We start from the raw sequence: 18,867 nt of genomic DNA, 5'->3' as shown, positions 1-18,867 counted from the left end.
CAGCGTTGGTGACCGTTCGCGAAGTGAAGTAGCCTCGCCGCCGTGACACACTCGGATTGTCGGTGCGTGATCTGTCACGACTACGGCGACCGCGCCGAAATGCGCCCCGCCGACCAGCGTTTGGTCGCCAAGGTCGGCAGGCGTGGCTGGGCCGTGCTCGGGATCCCCGAGGACGACGGCGCCGGTAGCTGGGCGTTCACCGTCGGCCTCTGGCACAGCTACCGCGTCCCCGAGGTCGCCCTGTTCGGCCTGCCCACCCAGGAGTGCGTCACCCTGCTCGAACTCGTCGGCGACCAGGTCGCCGCGGGCGCCCGCCTCGAACCCGGCCAACTCCTCGCCGACGTCCTGGCCGGCGACTACCGCGTCACCCTGCGCCCGATCGCCGACTCCTGGCACCGCACCTTCTTCGGCGCCGCCCTCCGCTTCTACCGCGACACCCCCGACTGGTCGATCCTGCACTGCGTCTGGCCCGACCGCTCCCACCTCTTCCCGGGCGACCCCGACTTCGACCCGAGTCTGGCCGGTCGACAGCCGCAACTGTTGACGCCGCCGGAGGAGCACCCGAAGGGTGTGTGGGCGGATTACCACGCGGAGTGGGTGGAGTGGAGCCGAGAGAACGATTGAACCGGGTTGGTCCCCTTACTCTCCAGCCGGGAAAGCGGGGATGAGGGGGCTGCGCCGGGGCGGATAGTGGGCGAATGTCCCCTGCCGCGGAATGCTATCCAGCCGAACACCGCCGCCCACCGTGGCGAAAAGGCGATCCGGTGCTGCTCCGGCTCGGTGAGCCGGGGCCGCGCTCGGCGGTGTGACCGTGCTCGCCCGTGGTGGTGGCCGGGCGGCCGGGCGCGCGGAGTAGCGTCCGAATGGAAGTAGTGTTCGCGATCCCGCGAGTCGAATGGAGAGTGTTCGTGCCCGAGCTGGATGAGAGCCTGGTCCCCGTGCTGGACGAAGTCACCCGCCGCAATCCCGGGGAGCTGGAGTTCCACCAGGCGGTGCGCGAAGTGCTGGAGAGCCTCGGGCCGGTGGTCGCCAAGCATCCGGAATACGCCGATGCCGAGGTGATCCGGCGGCTGTGCGAGCCGGAACGCCAGATCATCTTCCGGGTGCCGTGGACCGACGACGCAGGCCGCGTCCAGCTCAATCGCGGATTCCGGGTCGAATTCAACTCCGCTCTCGGTCCTTACAAGGGTGGGCTGCGCTTCCATCCGTCGGTGTACCTCGGGATCGTGAAATTCCTCGGCTTCGAACAGATCTTCAAGAACTCGCTGTCGGGCCTGCCGATCGGCGGCGGGAAGGGCGGCTCCGACTTCGATCCCAAGGGGCGGTCGGAGGCGGAGGTGATGCGGTTCTGTCAGTCCTTCATGACCGAATTGTTCCGGCATTTGGGCGAACACACCGACGTGCCCGCCGGTGACACGGGGGTGGGGCAGCGGGAGATCGGCTACCTGTTCGGCCAGTACAAGCGGATCACCAACCGGTACGAGTCCGGCGTGGTCACCGGAAAGGGCTTGACCTGGGGCGGATCTCAGGTGCGCACCGAGGCCACCGGCTACGGCACGGTGTTCTTCGTGGACGAAATGCTGTGCGCCGCAGGGGATTCCTTCGAGGGCAAGCAGGTGCTGGTCTCCGGTTCGGGCAATGTCGCGCTGTATGCGATCGAGAAAGTGCACCAGCTCGGCGGGCGCGTGATCACCTGCTCGGACTCCAGCGGATATGTCGTCGACAGCACGGGCATCGACCTCGACCTCCTGAAGGAAGTCAAGAACGGGCACCGTGGGCGCGTCTCCGATTACGCCGAACGGCGCGGCGCCACAGCGCGATTCGTCTCCGATGGCGCGGTCTGGCAGGTGCCGGGCGAGATCGCCCTACCCTGCGCGACGCAGAACGAACTCGACGTCGACTCCGCGAAACGCCTTGTCGCCAACGGTTGTTCGATCGTCGCCGAAGGCGCCAACATGCCCACCACCCCCGACGCGATCCGCGTCCTGCGCGGCGCGGGCGTCCGTTTCGCCCCCGGTAAAGCCGTCAACGCCGGCGGCGTCGCCACCAGCGCGCTGGAAATGCAACAGAACGCCTCCCGCGACTCCTGGTCCTTCGAACACACCGAAGAACGCCTCGCCGAAATCATGCGCTCCATCCACGACCGCTGCCTGGAAACCGCCGAAGAATACGGCACCCCGGGCGACTACGTCGCGGGCGCGAACATCGCCGGCTTCACCAAAGTCGCCGACGCCATGCTCGCCCTCGGGCTCATCTGAATCGCTCTCACCGCTTCGGGGACGTGCGGTGACGACCTCGGCCGAGCGCGGTACGACCGTGGACGATCCCCACCACCAACCCCGCCTTCGGCGTCGCGGTGGTGCTTCTTCGGCGCCGGCGTCACAAGATCATTCGCAGAGTTCGGTGAGCAGCGCGAACCAGCCCTATGTGGAAGTGACTGCCGGAGAGCAGTTTTCCCCCGGTTCTTCCTCGCAGATGATCCGCGGGGCGACGGCGAGCAGATCCGTCGCGGTCAAGCCGAACATGGCGCGGAACGTGTCGCTGAAGTGGGACGGGCTGGCGAACCCGGCCTGGGTGGCGGCCGTGGTGAGGTCGGTGCCCGCCGCGATGGCGCGGCCCGCCGCGAGCATTCGCGCCCACAGTCGATAGCGCCGGAACGTCGTGCCCGCCTGCGCGGAGAACAGGTGCAAGAAGCGGGATTTCGAGAGGTGGACGGCGGCGGCCAGCTGGTCGGCGGACAGGGCGAGCGCCGGGTTCGCGCACAGGATCGCCGTCGCGGTGGCGATGCGCGGGTCCATCCGGCCGCTCGCGCCGCACGCGAGGTCGAGCAATGCGGCCGGATCGAACTCGGCGTCGTTCGCGAGGTCGAGTATCGCGTCTTCGTGGACGTGGTAGATGCCGAATTCCCCTGTGCGCGTGCGCATCCGAGTGCGGATCGAGGCGGCTCGCGGTGAGCCGGGATCGAGATAGCAGAACAGCATTCGGGTGTCCGCGACGAGGCGATGCGGTGTGCGCGGCGGGACGAGCAGACTGCGCACGGCGCGTTCGCCGATCGCTTCCGCCCGCACGGTGAACTCGCCGTCGATGCCGACGGCGAGACACAGCACCGACCCGGAGTGCGTGCCGAGCCGCAGCGACGGCCCGCGATACGCGGCGTGCCCGGCCCCCAGCCACACCGTCGCCGGGGCGTGACATGTTTCCGGAAGCGGCGGTCCACCCATACTCGCCATGCTTGCACCACAGCCGAGATGAGGGAGGAATCGCATGGTCGCGGAAGTCGCCGCCGCAACGCTGATGCTGGGGGTCGGCCTGGTGCATGTGGCGCCCGGTGTGGTCGCGTTCGCGCCCGGCCGGGCGGCCTCCGTCTACGGCACGGACGTCGCGAATCCGGATCTCGAGCTCCTGTTGCGCCACCGTGCCGTCCTGCTCGCCTCGACCGGCGCCGCCCTGATCACGGGCGCGCTCGTCCCACCGGTCCGGGTCGCCGCGCTCACCGCCGGAGTCGTCAGCGTCAGCTCCTTTCTCGCCCTGACCGCCGTGATCGGCACCGCCGCACTGAACGCGAAGACCCGTCGCGTGGCGCGGGTCGACGTGGGTGCGCTCGCGGCGCTTGTGGGCGCGGGCTGCCTGCTGGTTCTCGGCAGGTGAATGGTTCGCCGTATGAGCACGCGTCTTCGACCGGGTGCCGCCACTCGACGCGAGAGGCCGCGCGAACCCTCGTCGATGCCGACCACACGTGTGGCCGACCCCGCCGGTCGTCATTGTCGCCGCTCGAGCGCGCCGAGGGTGTCACCGCTCGGCGGCGACCGGCCTGCCGTCCCGGCCGGATTATGCCGAGCTCGCCGCACGGCCGACTCGTCGGGAAGTCGTCGGGCCGATCTCGCTATGTCCGGCGCGGGTGTGCCGCGCGTCGCGAGCGGTATGGGCACATGGGCGCGGGTCCGGAGCGGCCGCCCGGCAGCCTCCGGGCGGCGCGCCCGGGATCACGTTCGACGTGACATTCGCGCGACCGTTTCGTAATCTTGCTGTTATCACTCCCGACAGTAAGCCGGTGGTTGCCGAAAATGCCTGGTCAACATCGTAAGCAGTCCTCGACGCCGAGGGTCGCTCTGTTCGCCGTGGGCACGATCGCGGCGACGGTTCTCGCCCTCCTCGTGATGATGATGAGACCCGCCGAGGATCCGCAGAACACCGCCGCGGTCGGTGCGGCACCCGCGGTCGCCGCCGACGCGGCCCCGTCCTCGACCACCGAGCCACAGGCCGCTCCGCCGCCCGGCCCCGTGCCGGTGGCCGCGGTAGATCAGTCGCAGTTGGTGGAGAAGGTCGCCAAGCAGCACACCCCGTGCTCGACGGTGCTGGCCGCCACCCGGCCCCACGTCGCGCAGGTGGGGCACTTCATCGGGAAGACATTCGCCGTGTCCGATATCGGCGGAGCTGTCGGCCGGGGCAACGACGACCACGGCGCCGGGCTGGCACTGGACTTCATGACCTCCGACACCGCCCAGGGCAACGCCATCGCCGAGTTCGTGCTCGCCAACAAGGAACGCTTCGGCGTGACCTACGTGATCTGGCAGCAGCGCTACAACGACGGCAACGGCTGGTCCTACATGGAGGACCGCGGCAGTGCCACCGCCAATCACTACGACCACGTCCACGTGTCCTTCGCCCCGAACGCGATCGTCGACCTGATCTGCTGACCGGTCGACACTGAACTCCGGCGGGAGAATCCGTCCCCCGGGTCTTGCCTCGCACAGTGCGAAGGTCGCTAGCCTGCTGGCCATGCGCGTTTCGCAGCTCGCCCACCGCACGGGCGTCTCCGTGCATCGGCTGCGCCGGTGGGAGTCGGCCGGACTCATCCGCTCCCACCGCACCGGGCGCGGCGAGGTCCGCGAGTTCGACGAATCCTCGGTACGGGAAACGATTTTCGTGTCGATGGCGCGCGATATGGGCTTCGACCTCGACACCATCGCCGCGCTCATGCCCCGCTACCGGGCGGGCACGGTCACGATCGACGAGATGGTCGCGCACCTGCACGCCCGTCTCGCCGACGTCGAAGCCCAGCTCGCCGAACAGCGCGCGCTGCGTGACCGCTTGATCGAGCACATCGCCTGGTTCGAGGATCGCAGGCCGCGTGCCCACCGCACCGAGGAGCAACCGTGATCGACCCCGAACTCACTCTCGTCCGCGACGCCGTCCTGGCGATGCCCATGGCCCGCACGCTCGGCGTCGAATTCGACGTCGTCGAACGCGGCCGCGTGGAGCTGCGCGTCCCGATCGCCGAAGCGCTCACCTTCAGCCCCGGACGGCTGCAAGCGGCGGCGGTGTTCGCGGCGGCCGACTTCGCCGCCGTCGGCGCGGCGGGCACGCTGTTGCCGCCCGGATGGATCAACGCGACCGTCGACGGCACCATCAAACTCGTGGCGCCCGCGGAGGGCACCCACCTGCGCGTGGCGGGCCGGGTGGTCGACGCGGGCCGCACCCTCACCGTCTGCGCGGCCGACGCGTACGCGGTGGGGGAGGAGGGTGAGCGCCTGTGCGCCACCTGGCTGGGGACCGCCCGCAATATTGACCTGACCGCCCGGGTCGGCAGGTGAACGCCGCCGAACCTCACCCCACCACCGCCCCGAACCATTCGACCAGCGGCCGCAGCGCCTCCCAGGACGCGCGGATCTCGGTGGCGGCGCGCGGCGTCGCCAACCAGTCGGGCGCTCCGAAGTCGCGGTGCGCGTGCAGGGTCTTGTGGCGGAGCAGATCGATACGCGGGTGGTCGGCGGCGAAGCCCTTCGGCTTGGTCTTCAACCGGTCCCCGCCGATCTCGTACCCCCGCGCGGTGAGTCCGTCGAGGATCGCGGCCAGTTGCGCTCCGCGCACCTCGTCGTCGATGGTGGTGCGCAGCCGGGCCAGCTGCTCCGGCGACCCGCTGTAGAACCCGCCGGCCACGAACAACCCCGCGGCGCTGACCTGCACGTACCAGCCGACACCCGGCGCGACACCGGCCACGGCGCCCTGATGGGTCTTGTACGGGGACTTGTCCTTCGAGAAGCGCACGTCCCGGTAGGGTCGGAACAGCTTCGCGCTCCCGAAATCGCCCTCCAGCTCCTCGGCCAGCGCCGCCATCGGCGCCCGCACCGACTCCTCGTAGGTCTGCTTGTGCGCGGCCCAGAACGTCTTGGAGTTGTCCGCCTCCAGATCCTCGTAGAAATCCAGGCCGGCGAACGGGAAGCCTCCGAATCGAACCATGGGTAGACGATAGGACGCGTCCCCGGCACACCCGTGGCTTGTCCGGTCATGACACGTCGCTTCCCGCGCCGCACGCTGGAGGCCACGATCGGAGGATCGCCATGGCAGCACGCCTCGTCTTCACCATGCTCGCCGCCGCCGTTCTCGCCGTCGGCGCGGCGGGAATCGCGAACGCCGGGGACGCCCGGCACGCATGTTCCGGGATCGTCCGCCGGAACCACCGACCGCCAGTAGCTCAGCCGACGCCGAGCGCGTCCAGGATCATCGGACGCGCCGCGGCCAGCGCGCGCTGCCGGTACGGCCAGGTGTGGGTGCCGTTCACGATGTCGACGCGGGCGGGGCCGCCGAGCGCCGCGGCGCGGTCGCGGAAGATCTGCGCCGCGATCATCGTGACAACCTCCAGCCCCTTGCCGTTGATCGTGTGGCCCACGCCCTGGGGCAGATCGGGCGGCCCGGGGACGCCGTTGCCGCTGCTGACGTAGATCGGCAGCCCGCGCAGGCGTTCGAGCTGGACGGTGGCGTCGTTGCGCCTCCACGCCGGGTCGCCGGGCGGTCCCCACATATCGTCGGGGGTGAACTGCCCTTCGTCCCACATGGTGGCCCGCATCGCTTCGCTCCACAGCGGGAACGTCGGGTTGACGAAACCGGAGAACGATCCGGCGAACACGAACTGATCGCGGTGGCGGGCGGTCAGCACCAGCGCGGCATTGCCGCCCATCGAGGCGCCGACGATGGCGTTGCGGGTGCGCGAAACGCCATGGCCGGCGAGGAATTCGGGCAGCTCCCTGGTCCGGAAGGTCTCCCATTCGTAGGTGACCGCTGACCGTTGGTGTGGCCGGGCCGGTACCAATCGGCGTAGAAGCTGGAACGGCCGCCGACCGGGAACACCAGCGTGACGTCCTCACCCGCGAACTGGCGCAGAGCGTCGGTCTCGCTGGTCCACTGGCTGTGGTCGTGCGGCGCCCGCAGCCAGTCCAGCACGTACAGCGCCGCGTTGCCGCCCCCGCGCCGCCCACTGCACCTGGACCTTGATCGGCGCCATGCTCGACGGTACGAACACCTCCTCGAATCCACCTGCCGGAGCAGGCAATACCGGTGCGCGCGGCGGTGCGGCCGAGGCTGCCGCCAGGCTCGCCGACAGGGCTACCAGCACGGTCACTACCCTGTGATCACCTGCCGCAGATGCCCCTTGATACTCCGTGCGTTGCTCGATCGTGCCACCCCGGTCACCCCACATGCCTCCCGTCATGTCTCTTCGCGACGTACCGAAGAGCACGGACCGGCGCAGACCCCTAACGCTCAGGTCGTCGGCGTCTTCTGTCCGGCGAGCAGCGCGGGGGTGAGGGCGTTGATGGTCGGGTGCTCCCACATCACCTCCGGTTCGACGGTGATGCCGAGTTCGTCCTCGATGTCGGCGGCGATGGTCAGGGCGAAGACGGAGTTCAATCCGTACGCGGTGAGCGGGGTGTCGAAGCCGATCTCCTCGGGCTCGCGTTCGACGTAGTAGGCGACTTTCGCGCGGAGCCAGTCGCGTCGTTCGGTGAACAGGGTGTCGTCCATCAGGTGCCTCTCGGTCGGTGCTCGAGGTCCAGGGTGCGGTCCTCGGCGTGGTGGGTGCGCAGGTCGTCGAACAGGTCGTCGCGCGACATGCCGGAATTCCGTTCCACGGCAACGGGTTCCGTCTCAGGTGCGGCGCGGGTAGCGAACGCGGTGCGCAGGTCGCGCAGGAGTTTCTGGAACACCGCGCTCTCGCCCTCCCGGATGTAGAACGCCGACCCGAGGACGGTCGAGAGCCGGTGCATGGCTCGCGTCAGCACGGCGGGGACGTGGCAGCAGGCCGCCGCGGCGTGGCGATCCGGCGCCCGCAGCGCGGTGTGGACGTACTCGTCGCACCACAGGAGATCGGCGTAGGCGTCGGCGAGAATCGCACGGACGGTGGGGATGTCGGCCGCCGTCGCGCCGTACAGGCGTCGCTGGGACACGTGGCGCAGCGTCACCCGCAACCCGGTGTCGAGGATGCCGACCGCCGCGCCGGCCAGGACGATCCCCACCTCGTCGGCGAGCGGGATCGCGCCGTTGCCGGGTGGGTCGATGTCCAGTAGTTCCTCGCCGGACCCGATCTGGTCCTCGAAGACGAGATCGCAAGGGGCAGAAGTGCGTAGCCCGACCATCGGCCGCGCGGCCCGTACGGTGGGCGTGGTGGTCACGATCTGGCGCGGCGTCACGGTTCCGTCGGGCTCGCGCACCATCACCGAGGTGATGACCAGATCGGTGTCCTCGGCGGCGAGCGCTCGGCGAATCCCGTTGACTCGTAAGAGATCCCGATCACGCACCACGTCAGGAAGTCCCGGCCAGTCATCGACGCGCAGCACCGCTCCCGGGCCCGCATACCCCACCCGCCCGTCCGCCAGCAGACGCTCGACAACGGACTGCCGGTGGTGTTCCCCGTCCGCGCGCAGCACCGTGCGGGCCGCCGCCAGTCGAGTCGCGCCGTAGCCGAACGCCAAGCCGGGTTCGTGCCGGGCGACCGCCCGCAACGCCGACATGGCGGCGGTGAGGTCGTCGCCTCGCCCGCCGAGCGATCTCGGCACGAACTCCGCCGCGAGCGACAGCTCGCGCAGAATGTCGGTGCCGTGCCGAAAGCCTTCAGCCTGTTCATCTTTCGAGACCGTATGGGGATAGCTCAGCGGACCCGTCCACGGGTCGCCGACGCGCCGCTCGTACGTCGCGGCGAAACCGGGCGTCACAGTCCCCACCCCGTCGGATCGATCGAATCGGGTCCGGGTACGGCACCGGCGAGCACTTCGTCGGCGAGCCGCAGATACACCGCGTCCGCGTCGGCGGGGGCGAACAGATAGGCCATCGTCGCCTCCAGCCACCCATCGGATAAACCGTTGGCGCGGTGGACATGCACGCACGCCGCCGCCGCGAAGAGCTGTTCGTAGCGCCGCGCCAGCTCGAATCCTTCGGGCGGCACATCCCGCATCGCCGGGCGCCACGAGGCGAGGTCGCGGTGCAGTTCCTCGGCCACCTGCGACAGCACAGGGTGCTCGCGCACCGTCGTCACGACGCTCGCGCCCGCCGTAGCCAGCAGCCCGAGCCGCCGGGCATCGAACGGTGGCACCGGGGCGTCGAGCCGGGCCGCGAGCCGCACCGCGGATTCGTCGCCGGTGCCGCGCCGCCACGCGCGCGACAGCATCGGGAAGTGGTTGATCAGCACGGTGCGGTTGACGTAGGTGCTGCCGTCGAAGATCTCCACGATGCGGTGATCGCGTTCGAGTTTGGCGTAGGCGCTGCTCGCGTCGCGCACGGCGTCCGAGCCGAGCAGCGCGCCGGCCAGGCGCACCACCTCGTCGGCCACACCGGGCACGAAACTCTTCACGACCGCCGACACCACGCTCATCTCGCCGGGCAGTGTGTGGAAGCAGCGGGCCCCGAGCGCGGCCACCGCCTCGGCCGTGAGCACGCCGGCGACGGCCCTGCCGAGCAGCCGCCGTTCGTGGTCGGCGGTGCCCGTGGCGGCGACCGCGAGCCGGACGGCGTGATCGGCCGCGCCGAGCGACAGCCCCGCGCAGCCGACCCGGGTCATTTGCAGCGACTTCAACGCGATGGCGGCACCGTCGCCCGGACGGCCGACCAGGGCGTGCTCGGGGAGAAGCGCTTCGGTGAACTCGACGCCGCTGATGTCGGCGCCTCGCAGCCCGAAGGTGTGTGTCTTGGGCAAGTACCGAATCTGGGAGTGCGGCAGTTCGCGCTTGTCCACCAGGAACAGGCTGAACGCGCGCGGGCCGGGTTCGCTTTCGGTGCGGGCGAAGACGCAGATCAGGTCGCCGTGCGTGGCGTAGTTGATCGGCCACTTCTCCCCGGACAGTCGCCAGCCGCCGTCGGCGCGGACGGCGTGGGCGTCGTTGGCGAGGACGTCGCTGCCGTGCTCGCGCTCGGTGAGGCCGAACGAGATCACCGCGCCCGCCGCGATCTCGGCGGCCACCCGTGTGGCCTGGTCGTCGGTGCCCGCCACCCAGATCGGGGCGGTGCCGAGCATGATCTGCCCGTGCGCCACCGCGACGCTGAGATCGCGCCGCGCGACCAGCCGGATGCCCTGCACCGTCCGGAAATAGTCGTCCAGCGTGCCGCCGTACCGGCGCGGCACGCACGCGAGATGCAGGCCCGCGTCGTACAGCGCCCGGCACGCCTCGCGGGGTAGCAACTCGTCGCGATCCCCTCGCAACACGCGCTCGGGCGCGAACGGACCCTCGGGATCGGTGAGCCGTTTCTCCAGTTCCGCGATCACCGCAGCACCGCCTCGGCGATGCGGGCCGCGTCGCGCCCGCCGAATCCGAGCAGCGCCGACCCGCGGCTGCGCAACCGGTACAACCCGACGAAATACAGGCCCGGCACCGCGCCGATCCCGGCGACGTGCGCGGGCTTGCCGTCCTCGCCCAGCAGCGACCGGTCGAACCAGCTCCAATCGTCGCGATAGCCGGTCGCCCAGATGACCGTGTCCGGTTCGATGCGGGTGCCGTCGGCGGTCACGAGCGCGGCGCCGTCCACCGACTCGATCCGGCCGACGGGCTGCACCCGCGACAGCAGATCGGCCGGCGCCCCGATCACCGGATCCGGTTTGCGCAGGGGACCGACGACCGGCAAGCGCAGCAGCGGCCGGAGAAAGGTCCACACGTCCCGGCCCAGAACCTGCTGCGGTATCGAAGGCAGGGGCGCGCCGCGACTGAGCACGACCCGATGGGTGGCCGACAGTTCGTCGGCGATCTGGGTGCCGGAGTTGCCGCCGCCGACCACCAGCACCGTTCCCGGCCGGACCTGTCCGGGATTGCGGTACTCGTGCGAGTGCAGCGCGACGATCCCGTGGTCGAGTTCGGCCGCGACCGGCGGCACCCAGGGCTGCTGGAACGCACCGGTGGCCACGACGACTTTGCGGGCCGCGCACGTCTCCCCGCCGAGGGACAGCAGGAACTCGCCGTCCACCTTCCGCAGGGAATCCACGCGCCGGCCGAGCAGCACCGGCAGCCGGAAGCGATCCGCGTACTGCTCCAGATAATCGGCGACCTCGTCTTTGTGCGGGTAGCGGTGCGGGTCGCCCGGAAAGGCGGCCCCCGGCAGGGCGGAGAAGCGCGCCGAGGTGAACAACGTCATCGAGTCCCACCGGGTCCGCCAGGGCTCGCCGAGCTGATCCGCCGCGTCCAGTACGACGAAATCCGCTCCCGCCCTTTGCAAGTGGTAGGCGGTCGCCAGCCCCGCTTTCCCCGCGCCGACGATCACGGTGTCGACGGTCTTCGGTAAGTCGTTCACGACGGGGCCTTTCGGTAGGTACGGCGCAGCACCGGGTCCAGCTCCTCGTGCGTGGCATTCAAGGTGTTGTCACGGAACAGCTTGCGCATGTGCAGTCGCCGGATCTTGCCGCTGGTGCTGCGCCGGATCGCGCCGGGCGGGACCAGGCAGACCCCGGCGATCGTCACCGTCGCCAGCTCGGCGAGCGCCGCCTTGGCCTTCAGCGCCAGTCCGTCGAGATCGCCGTGATCGGTCCGGACCTCCTGCACCACGACAATGTGCTCCTCGTCCTGGGCCGGTACCGAGAACGCGGCGGCCAGTCCGCCCTCGAAGCTCGAATCCACTTGGCCCAGCAGGTATTCCAGATCCTGCGGGTAGAAGTTTCGCCCGCGGATGATGATGAGTTCCTTGAGCCTGCCGGTCAGATACAGCTGACCGTCGTGGACGGTGCCGAGATCACCGGTGCGCAGTTCCGGTCCGAAGACCGGTTGCCCCCAGTAGCCCGGTGCCACACTGGGACCGGACAGCCGGATCTCGCCGACGCGCCCCTCGTCCACCGGCTCGCCGGTGCCGGGATCGGCGATCGTCAGCCGGTAGTGGTCGGGCACCGGGCCGGAGCTGACCATCGGCACCCCGGCGGCATCCGGGACGAACGCACCTTGCTCGAGCGCTTCGGCGCTGATGCGCGACACCACCGGGGGCTCGTCGTTCGGCGTGCCGGTGACGAACAGGCCCACCTCCGCCATGCCGTAGCAGGGGCTGAACGACTCGGGCCGGAACCCCGCCGCGGCGAAGCAGTCGGCGAACGCCGCCAGCGTCGCGGCGCGCACCGGTTCGGCGCCGTTCAGCGCGGCCCGCCACCGGGAGAGATCCAGTCCGGCCGCCTTGCTCGCCGGGATCCGCCGGACGCACAGGTCGTACGCGAAATTCGGTGCCGGACTGATGAATACGTCGTGCACGTCGATCATGTGCAGCCAGCGATACGGGTCGAGCAGGAAGGCGGTGGGGGACAGGAGGGTCGCCCGTCCACCGAAACGCAGGGGCAGTAGCACCGCGCCGATCAGGCCCATATCGTGATACAGGGGCAGCCAGCTGCCGACGTGGAAACCATCCGGCAACGCGTAGTGCCGATGGATCAGATCGGTATTGGCCGCGAGCGCACCGTAGGTGACGACGACGCCGCGCGGGTCACCGACCGAGCCCGAGGTGAACTGGAGAAAGGCGATCTCCTCCGGGCGTTCCGCACGCGGCGTCCAGTCCTCGGCCCGTCCGCGCGGAGCTGTCGACGCCGGAATGCCTGTCTCACTGAGCAATTCGGTGTAGCCGTCGGGAGCGAGAATCAGCGCGGCCCGGCAGGAAGCGATGATCCCCCGCAACCGCGTCAGCTGCTTGCCGCTGCGCGGCGAGAGCGGCAACGGCGCGGGGACCGGCACCACCCCGGCGTACAGGCAGCCGAGAAACGCGCGCACGAATTCGATTCCGGTGGGGTAGGCGAGCACGACCCTTGCGCCTGGTTCCAGTCGCCGCTGCAACGCCGCGGCGATCCGGCGGGCGTCCAGATCCAGTGCGCCGTAGGTGATTCGGTCGAGTTCGTCGCCGCGGTCGGGCAGGACGAGGACGGCCTCGCGGTCACCGTGGGTGCGGGCGAGTGCGCGAAGGTCGCTGATCATCCGAGGTGACTTTCCGTGTGGGCGTTTCGGTTTCGCTGGTGCATCGGTTCCGGCGCTTCCTCGTCGAGAATCGCGGCGAGCGCGGCGCCGTGATCGAACATCGTCAGGTGCGTGCCGCGCGCCGCGATAACCTCGACTCCGTTGCGGGCGAAGCGATCCCAGCCCCAGGAGCCCTCGACGTCCGGGTAGCCGTCGAACTCGCTCACCCGGCCGTCGACGGCGCGCAGCAGCCGGATCGGGGCCCGCACCGGCCGGCCCGGGTAGGTGCGCGCGGCGAGGACCACCCGCGAGAACACCGCAAACAGGTGGTCGAGATCGCCGCCGGGATCGGTGCCGCCGAGGTCCTCGGCGAACCAGGCCCGCAGGGTGGCGTGGTCGGGAGCGGGCATCGTCGCCGGTGCGGGCGCATCGAAGATGACGAGCTGTTCGACGTGCTCGCCCTCGCGTTCCAGCTCGGCCGCGAGTTCCAGCGCGATCGCGGCGCCGGACGACCAGCCCCCGACGACGTACGGGCCGTGCGGCTGGACCCGCCGCAGTTCGGCGCGATAGCGCGCGGCGAATTCCGCCACCGTCGCGGGCAGCGGTGCCACCACCTGGAAGGCGTGGCACGGCCGATCCAGCCGGGCCGCCAGGTCGCGGTAGGCGAAGACGGTGCCGCCGGCGGGGTGGACGAAGAAGCACGGCGTCCGCGTCCCGTGGCTATCGAGGGTGACCAGTGCGGAATCGGGCCGGGCCAGCCCCTCGGCGAGCGCCGCGATGGTGCGGGCGGTCAGCAACGTGCCCAGCGCCGCGTCGACGCCGAGCTGCTGCCTGATTCGGGTGACGACCTGGAGCGCCGCGAACGAATGACCGCCGAGGTCGAAGAAGTCGTCCTCGACGCCGAACGCGTCGATCCCGAGCACCGAGGCCCAGATCGCGAACAGCGCGGCTTCCCTCGGAGTACGCGGGGCAACGGGCTCTCGGGTGGTGACCGCGGGGTCCGGGCGCAGCGCGAGCAGAGCGCGCCGATCCAGTTTGCCGTTGCCCGTCACCGGGAGCCGGTCCAAGGCGATCAGGTCCGCGGGCACCAGGGGCGCGGGCAGCCGTTCGGCCAGCGCGGTGCGGAGGGCGGTGACGTCCAGGTCGTCCGGTGTCACATACCCGATCAGGCGCTTGCCGGTGGGGCTGTCGCAGGCGAGCACCGCGGCGTCGCGGACGCCTGCCTCGGCGAGCAGCGCGTGTTCGATCTCGCCCGGCTCGATCCGCCAGCCCTGGATCTTCACCTGCTGGTCGGCGCGCCCGATCAATTCGATCTCGCCGCCCGGCAGGTAGCGGCCGAGATCGCCGGTGCGGTAGATCCTTTCACCGGTCTCGCGATGCCGCACGAAGGCCGCGTCGGTCTTGTCCGGATCGCCGAGATATCCCGTCGCCAAGCCGATTCCGCCGATGTGGAGTTCACCGGTCGTCCAGGTCGGCGCGGGCAGGCCCAGTTCGTCGAGGATGTACCACGGTTGATTGGCCAGGGGCCGGCCGTACGGGATGGAGGTCCACGACGGGTCCACGGCGCCGATGCGATGGTAGATCGACCAGATGGACGCTTCGGTCGCCCCGCCGAGGCTGATCACCTCGGCGTTGGGCGCGATCCGGCGGATGCGGTCGGGCAGGGTGACCGGAATCCAATCACCGCTGAGCAGGACCAGGCGCAGGGCGGGCAGGGTGACGCCGTCGGCGGCCTCGACCAGCAGCTGCATCAGGCCCGGGGCGGAATTCCACACGGTGACGTGGTGGGTGCGCAGCAGACGCAGCCAGCTCCCCGGGGTCGGGTCGTCGGGGTCGGGCAGGACGAGGGTGGCGCCGCAGAACACGTCGAAGACGGAGAGATCGAAATGCAGTGCCGAGACGGCGAAGACGATGTCGTCATCGGTTATCCCGAAGCGCCGCTTGATATCCACGATGGTGTTGAGCGGACCCAGATGGTTCAAGGCCACGCCCTTGGGGGTTCCGGTCGAGCCGGAGGTGTAGATGACGTAGGCGAGGTCGGACTGTGCGACCGACACGGGCGCGGGTTCTCCCGTGTCGTCGCCCTGCGGGGAGAGACATCGGATACCCGGTAGCTCGAATTCGGTGATCGCGGAGCTGATTTCGGCGATCGACAGCAGCGCGTCGCGCCGTTCGCGCGGCCAGGCCGGGTCGATCGGCACGTAGGCTCCGCCCGCCAGCAGCACCGCGTGCACGGCGACGATCTGCTCGATACTCTTGGGCAGGATCACGGCCACCAGGTCGCCGGGGACGACACCGGAACTTTGTAGGCGTGCGGCCAATGCTTTTGCGGCACTGTGTAGCTCGGTACGGGTGAGGGATCTTTCGAGGCCGATCGCAGCGGTGTGGCCGGGACGTTCTGCCGCGTAGGTGGGCAGCAGGTCGGTGAGCAGCTCGCTCGGCGCGGGGTGGACCGGTGTGGCGGCGTCGCGCAGATCGAGGACGCGGGGCTCGACCAGCGTGCCGACCGGCTCCTGCCACGCATCGGGCTCTGAGGCGAAGCGGCGGAGCAATCTCTCGTAGGCGGAGCACATTTCGTCGAGGAACCCGGGCGGGAAGGCGGATTCGAGCACGTCCCACACCACCCACAGGCTGCCGCCGTCGAGCTCCCAGAACTGATGATCGACCAGGGCCTGCGGGGTTTCCAGCCGGCTGAACCCGACGCGCTCCTGCGGTCCGGCCGTCAGTCCGGCGGCCACGACGAACGGGCAGACCGCGCTGCCCGGCGCGGACCGGGCCCGGCTCAACGCCTCCAATACGTCGAGACCGCCCGTGTGGGTGCGGGCGAAGTCGCGGAGCAGTTGCCGTTGCAGGACGCGACATCGCTCCAGGAAGGTGAGCTCCCCACGCCAATCGACCTCGAGCGGGTAGACCGAGGAGAAGTTGCCGAACACCCGTGCTGTGGCCGGGATCAGCCTGCGGGTCATCAGATTGGTGAGCAGGAAGTGCCGCGAGCCGCTGAACTGCGCGATGACCTCGGCGTACACGGCGAGCAGCACGGCCGACGGCGTGAGGCCGAGTTCGCCGGCGATCGTCTTGACGGTCGACCATTCCGGCGCGCCGAGCTCCAGCTGCCTGCGGCGCAGGCCGCCGTGACGACCGTCGTTGTGCACCAACGGCAGTGGCGGTGGTTCCGGGAGGGAGTCCAGCCGGTCCATCCAGTAGCCGCGGGCCCGCTTGCCCAAGGGGCCGGCCTCGACCGCCGCGAGCGCCAGCGTCGCCTCGCGCAAGGTGGGCCCGGTCTCGGCCGGCGGTGCGGCCGGATCGTCGTACAGGCGGTCGATCTCGTGCAGCAGACTCGCTCCGCTGTAGAGATCGAGGAAGAAGTTGCTGAAGTTGATGTGCAGGCGCACCCGGTCGTCGCCGTACCGGGTGGCGTGGAACTCGAGCCACGGCCAGCGGTCGAAGGGCAGCGGACGCGTCGACATCTCGTCGCGGAGACGGTCGAGTTCCCGTTGGGCCGCAGCGGGTTCCACTCCCGTCAGGTCGGTGTAACCCACGGTGAGCGGCACGAACTCCTCGATCGGGCGGAGTTCCAGATCTGTTGTGACGGTGACCAATACGTCCAGGTGGCGGGCCAGCGTCGCGTTGACGGCGCGCTCGTAGCGGCGGACATCGAGCCCGGCCCGTTCGCGCTCCAGATACAGGTGCGGCCGCACGGAATTCTGCATGCCGTCGCTGGCCCCGACCATGAGGAGCTTCTGCATGTCGGATATCGGGAAGGGGAGCAGGGAGGGTGCGTCGGTGCTGATCGCATGACGGTGTAAAGCGATGGGCAAAGCTCGAAACCTTTTTGTTCAGAAAACAATTCGACTTTTGTTCAGGGACCTCGTGGTCAACCAGGCCGGTCGGCGGTGCGGTCGACTGTATGACCGCGCTGTTTTGGGCAACAGCCCAGAGAAATCCCGGCTTCACTGGGCAGTGTTCCAAAGGATCGCGCCCGAAGTTCGTTGAGTATTGGTAAGATTCGGGCGGATGGTGCATATCGGACGGCCGAAGAATGGCGAACTTACAGTAACGGCTACCGAGCGTCGCGCTTTGCTGCACCGTGCGCGGGCGGCGACATCGACGCAGGCCTACGCGCTGCGGTGCCGGATCGTGCTCGCGTGTGCCGAACCCGGCGCCCGCAACAGTCATGTCGCGGCCCGGCTCGGCGTTTCCGCCCCTACGGTGGCGAAATGGCGGGAAAGGTTCATCGAGCGCGGACTCGCCGGACTCGACGACCAGCCGCGCTCCGGCCGCCCGAAATCCATCCCGCCGGACCGAATTCGGCAGGTGGTGACGCTGACATTGGAGCAGGTCCCGGCCGATTCGAGGCGCTGGACCCGGGCGTCGATGGCCGCGCGCACCGGATTGTCGAAATCGACGATCGGCCGGATCTGGCGGCGTTTCGGCTTCGCGCCGCATCTGGCCGGGTGGTTCAAGATTCCTGTGGCACCGCCATTTTTGGACAATGTCGTCGATATCGTCGGGCTCTACCGCAACGCGTCGGAGAAGGCGGTGGTGCTGTGCACGGACCGGGAGTCGGGCGGGCGGATGTTCGCCGGTGCTCGGTCGTCGGAACCTCGCACCCGTGAGCGTCCGCGTCGCACCGCAGGCCTCGTCGCCGTCTTCGGCACCGGGCACCGCGAGCGCCTCGCCGAATCACGCCGCACGCGCCGAGCGGTCGAGTTCACGAAATTCCTTGCCAGCGTTGACGCGCGGGTGCCCGCCGAACTCGACGTCCACGTGGTGTGCAACAACTACGCGACCAACCGGACCTCCATCGTTCAGGAGTGGCTGGCAGCTCACCCGCGCTTCCACCCGCACTTCACCCCGGCGGGAATCTCCTGGCTCGACCGCGCGGAGCGCTGGATGGCCCTGCTCGCCGACCAACTCGTGCACTGCGTCTCGCACGGCAGCGGGGAGACGGTGGAGCGCGACGTGCGCGCGTGGGTCGAACGCTGGAAATCCGATCCCCTGCCGATCGGCTGGAAGAAGGCCGCGGGCGAAGCGATCGGTTCCCTCGCCGGGTATCTGCAACGGTTCTCGACCGCGGAGCGGAAGCACTGCGCGAGCCTGCGGTAGGGGGCCGGGAAAAAACTTTCGGGCACAGCGATGAATCCTCGGCAGGCGGCCCGTCCTATCCCTTGAACGCGCTACCAACCCGGCGCACCCGACCAGAAGGACCAGCCATGACCACCACCGCCGCCGCCCCGTTCGCCACCGACGTCACCGCCCGCCCCGGCAAGATCCACAACCGCGTCCTGTGGACCCTGCAGATCGTGCTCGGCCTGTTCTTCATCCTCGCCTCCGGCGGCCCGAAGCTCGTGATCCCGCACGTGCTGATGGAGAACCCGCCGCAGAACATGACCATCCCGCTGGCGCTGCTCGTCTTCATCGGCGTCGTCGAGGTCGCGGGCGGCATCGGCCTCATGGTCCCCAAGCTCAGCGCCCTCGCCGCCGCCGGCCTGACCGTCCTCACCATCCTCGCCGCCGGCTCCCAGGCATTCATCGCCGACCTGCCCGAGATGGCGATCTTCCCCCTCGTGCTCGCCGCGATCTTCGCCTGGATCGCCTACGAGCGCCGCGCCTCGATCACCGACCTGCGCAACGCGCTCTCGCGGTGAGAATTTCCTAAGCACGATCGGCGATCGGTGGACTGTCCACCGAT

At 69.6% G+C, this 18,867-nt stretch carries 17 protein-coding genes; 8 read left to right on the top strand and 9 right to left on the bottom strand.

Annotated elements, in window-relative coordinates:
- Positions 1–42 precede the first annotated feature (42 nt).
- A complete protein-coding gene (locus tag DFR74_RS30935; RefSeq protein ID WP_147266001.1) occupies positions 43–624 on the top strand; it encodes a DUF4262 domain-containing protein in 582 nt (193 codons plus the stop codon).
- Between the two features lie 284 nt (positions 625–908).
- Complete coding sequence (gdhA, locus tag DFR74_RS30930) at positions 909–2,258, top strand: NADP-specific glutamate dehydrogenase (protein WP_067510906.1); 1,350 nt, start codon at positions 909–911, stop codon at positions 2,256–2,258.
- 165 nt (positions 2,259–2,423) lie between these two features.
- Here the strand turns inward: gdhA and DFR74_RS30925 are convergent, their stop codons facing one another.
- Positions 2,424–3,221, bottom strand: a complete 798-nt coding sequence (locus tag DFR74_RS30925) for an AraC family transcriptional regulator (protein ID WP_084537829.1) — start codon at positions 3,219–3,221, stop codon at positions 2,424–2,426.
- A gap of 43 nt (positions 3,222–3,264) precedes the next feature.
- Here DFR74_RS30925 and DFR74_RS30920 point away from each other — a divergent pair, with 43 nt between their 5' ends.
- From DFR74_RS30920 to DFR74_RS30905, 4 genes are all read left to right on the top strand, one after another.
- Positions 3,265–3,648, top strand: coding sequence for a hypothetical protein (locus DFR74_RS30920; RefSeq protein ID WP_067510853.1), 384 nt, complete (start codon positions 3,265–3,267; stop codon positions 3,646–3,648).
- A 416-nt stretch (positions 3,649–4,064) separates the two neighbouring features.
- A complete protein-coding gene (locus DFR74_RS37875) occupies positions 4,065–4,697 on the top strand; it encodes a hypothetical protein (protein ID WP_067510852.1) in 633 nt (210 codons plus the stop codon).
- A gap of 82 nt (positions 4,698–4,779) precedes the next feature.
- Entirely contained in the window at positions 4,780–5,160 is a 381-nt protein-coding gene (locus tag DFR74_RS30910; RefSeq protein WP_067510851.1) for a MerR family transcriptional regulator, read from the top strand.
- Positions 5,157–5,594: a PaaI family thioesterase gene (locus DFR74_RS30905; protein ID WP_067510850.1), complete on the top strand. Its 438-nt coding sequence runs from the start codon at positions 5,157–5,159 to the stop codon at positions 5,592–5,594. Before DFR74_RS30910 ends, DFR74_RS30905 begins: the two co-directional genes overlap by 4 nt.
- A gap of 13 nt (positions 5,595–5,607) precedes the next feature.
- Here the strand turns inward: DFR74_RS30905 and DFR74_RS30900 are convergent, their stop codons facing one another.
- The 8 genes from DFR74_RS30900 to DFR74_RS30865 form a co-directional block, all read right to left on the bottom strand.
- A complete protein-coding gene (locus DFR74_RS30900) occupies positions 5,608–6,240 on the bottom strand; it encodes a DUF2461 domain-containing protein (protein WP_067510849.1) in 633 nt (210 codons plus the stop codon).
- A 235-nt stretch (positions 6,241–6,475) separates the two neighbouring features.
- The gene (locus DFR74_RS38235; protein ID WP_267465316.1) at positions 6,476–7,090 is read right to left on the bottom strand and encodes an alpha/beta hydrolase; all 615 of its coding nucleotides are present in this window, start codon (positions 7,088–7,090) and stop codon (positions 6,476–6,478) included.
- 449 nt (positions 7,091–7,539) lie between these two features.
- Positions 7,540–7,800: an acyl carrier protein gene (locus DFR74_RS30890; RefSeq protein ID WP_067510848.1), complete on the bottom strand. Its 261-nt coding sequence runs from the start codon at positions 7,798–7,800 to the stop codon at positions 7,540–7,542.
- Positions 7,800–8,987 carry an acyl-CoA dehydrogenase family protein gene (locus tag DFR74_RS30885; protein WP_067510847.1) on the bottom strand — a complete coding sequence of 396 codons (1,188 nt, stop codon included), beginning with the start codon at positions 8,985–8,987 and terminating at the stop codon, positions 7,800–7,802. Before DFR74_RS30885 ends, DFR74_RS30890 begins: the two co-directional genes overlap by 1 nt.
- On the bottom strand, positions 8,984–10,531 hold the full coding sequence (locus DFR74_RS30880; RefSeq protein WP_067510846.1) for an acyl-CoA dehydrogenase family protein: 1,548 nt from the start codon (positions 10,529–10,531) through the stop codon (positions 8,984–8,986). Before DFR74_RS30880 ends, DFR74_RS30885 begins: the two co-directional genes overlap by 4 nt.
- Complete coding sequence (locus DFR74_RS30875) at positions 10,528–11,547, bottom strand: flavin-containing monooxygenase (RefSeq protein ID WP_067510845.1); 1,020 nt, start codon at positions 11,545–11,547, stop codon at positions 10,528–10,530. The genes DFR74_RS30880 and DFR74_RS30875 overlap by 4 nt, the downstream gene beginning before the upstream one ends.
- Positions 11,544–13,196, bottom strand: coding sequence for a fatty acyl-AMP ligase (locus DFR74_RS30870; protein WP_067510844.1), 1,653 nt, complete (start codon positions 13,194–13,196; stop codon positions 11,544–11,546). Before DFR74_RS30870 ends, DFR74_RS30875 begins: the two co-directional genes overlap by 4 nt.
- Positions 13,193–16,921 (bottom strand): non-ribosomal peptide synthetase, encoded by a 3,729-nt coding sequence (locus tag DFR74_RS30865; protein ID WP_067510843.1) that lies wholly within the window; start codon positions 16,919–16,921, stop codon positions 13,193–13,195. The genes DFR74_RS30870 and DFR74_RS30865 overlap by 4 nt, the downstream gene beginning before the upstream one ends.
- A gap of 331 nt (positions 16,922–17,252) precedes the next feature.
- Between DFR74_RS30865 and DFR74_RS30860 the strand changes: the two genes are divergently transcribed.
- Both DFR74_RS30860 and DFR74_RS30855 read left to right on the top strand, forming a co-directional pair.
- Positions 17,253–18,281, top strand: coding sequence for an IS630 family transposase (locus DFR74_RS30860; RefSeq protein ID WP_228801665.1), 1,029 nt, complete (start codon positions 17,253–17,255; stop codon positions 18,279–18,281).
- A 107-nt stretch (positions 18,282–18,388) separates the two neighbouring features.
- On the top strand, positions 18,389–18,823 hold the full coding sequence (locus tag DFR74_RS30855; RefSeq protein WP_067510841.1) for a DoxX family protein: 435 nt from the start codon (positions 18,389–18,391) through the stop codon (positions 18,821–18,823).
- The last annotated feature ends 44 nt before the right edge of the window (positions 18,824–18,867 follow it).

The organism is Nocardia puris (genome assembly GCF_003315035.1).
GTDB lineage: Bacteria > Actinomycetota > Actinomycetes > Mycobacteriales > Mycobacteriaceae > Nocardia > Nocardia puris.
This window is presented reverse-complemented; position numbering and strand designations above follow the sequence as displayed.

What these genes read in the sequence shown, in the direction of transcription:
- DFR74_RS30925 (WP_084537829.1), bottom strand. Translation starts at nt 3,221, where the DNA reads ATGGGTGGACCGCCGCTTCCGGAAACATGTCACGCCCCGGCGACGGTG.
- DFR74_RS30920 (WP_067510853.1), top strand. Translation starts at nt 3,265, where the DNA reads ATGGTCGCGGAAGTCGCCGCCGCAACGCTGATGCTGGGGGTCGGCCTG.
- DFR74_RS37875 (WP_067510852.1), top strand. Translation starts at nt 4,065, where the DNA reads ATGCCTGGTCAACATCGTAAGCAGTCCTCGACGCCGAGGGTCGCTCTG.
- DFR74_RS30910 (WP_067510851.1), top strand. Translation starts at nt 4,780, where the DNA reads ATGCGCGTTTCGCAGCTCGCCCACCGCACGGGCGTCTCCGTGCATCGG.
- DFR74_RS30900 (WP_067510849.1), bottom strand. Translation starts at nt 6,240, where the DNA reads ATGGTTCGATTCGGAGGCTTCCCGTTCGCCGGCCTGGATTTCTACGAG.
- DFR74_RS30890 (WP_067510848.1), bottom strand. Translation starts at nt 7,800, where the DNA reads ATGGACGACACCCTGTTCACCGAACGACGCGACTGGCTCCGCGCGAAA.
- DFR74_RS30870 (WP_067510844.1), bottom strand. Translation starts at nt 13,196, where the DNA reads ATGATCAGCGACCTTCGCGCACTCGCCCGCACCCACGGTGACCGCGAG.
- DFR74_RS30865 (WP_067510843.1), bottom strand. Translation starts at nt 16,921, where the DNA reads ATGCAGAAGCTCCTCATGGTCGGGGCCAGCGACGGCATGCAGAATTCC.
- DFR74_RS30855 (WP_067510841.1), top strand. Translation starts at nt 18,389, where the DNA reads ATGACCACCACCGCCGCCGCCCCGTTCGCCACCGACGTCACCGCCCGC.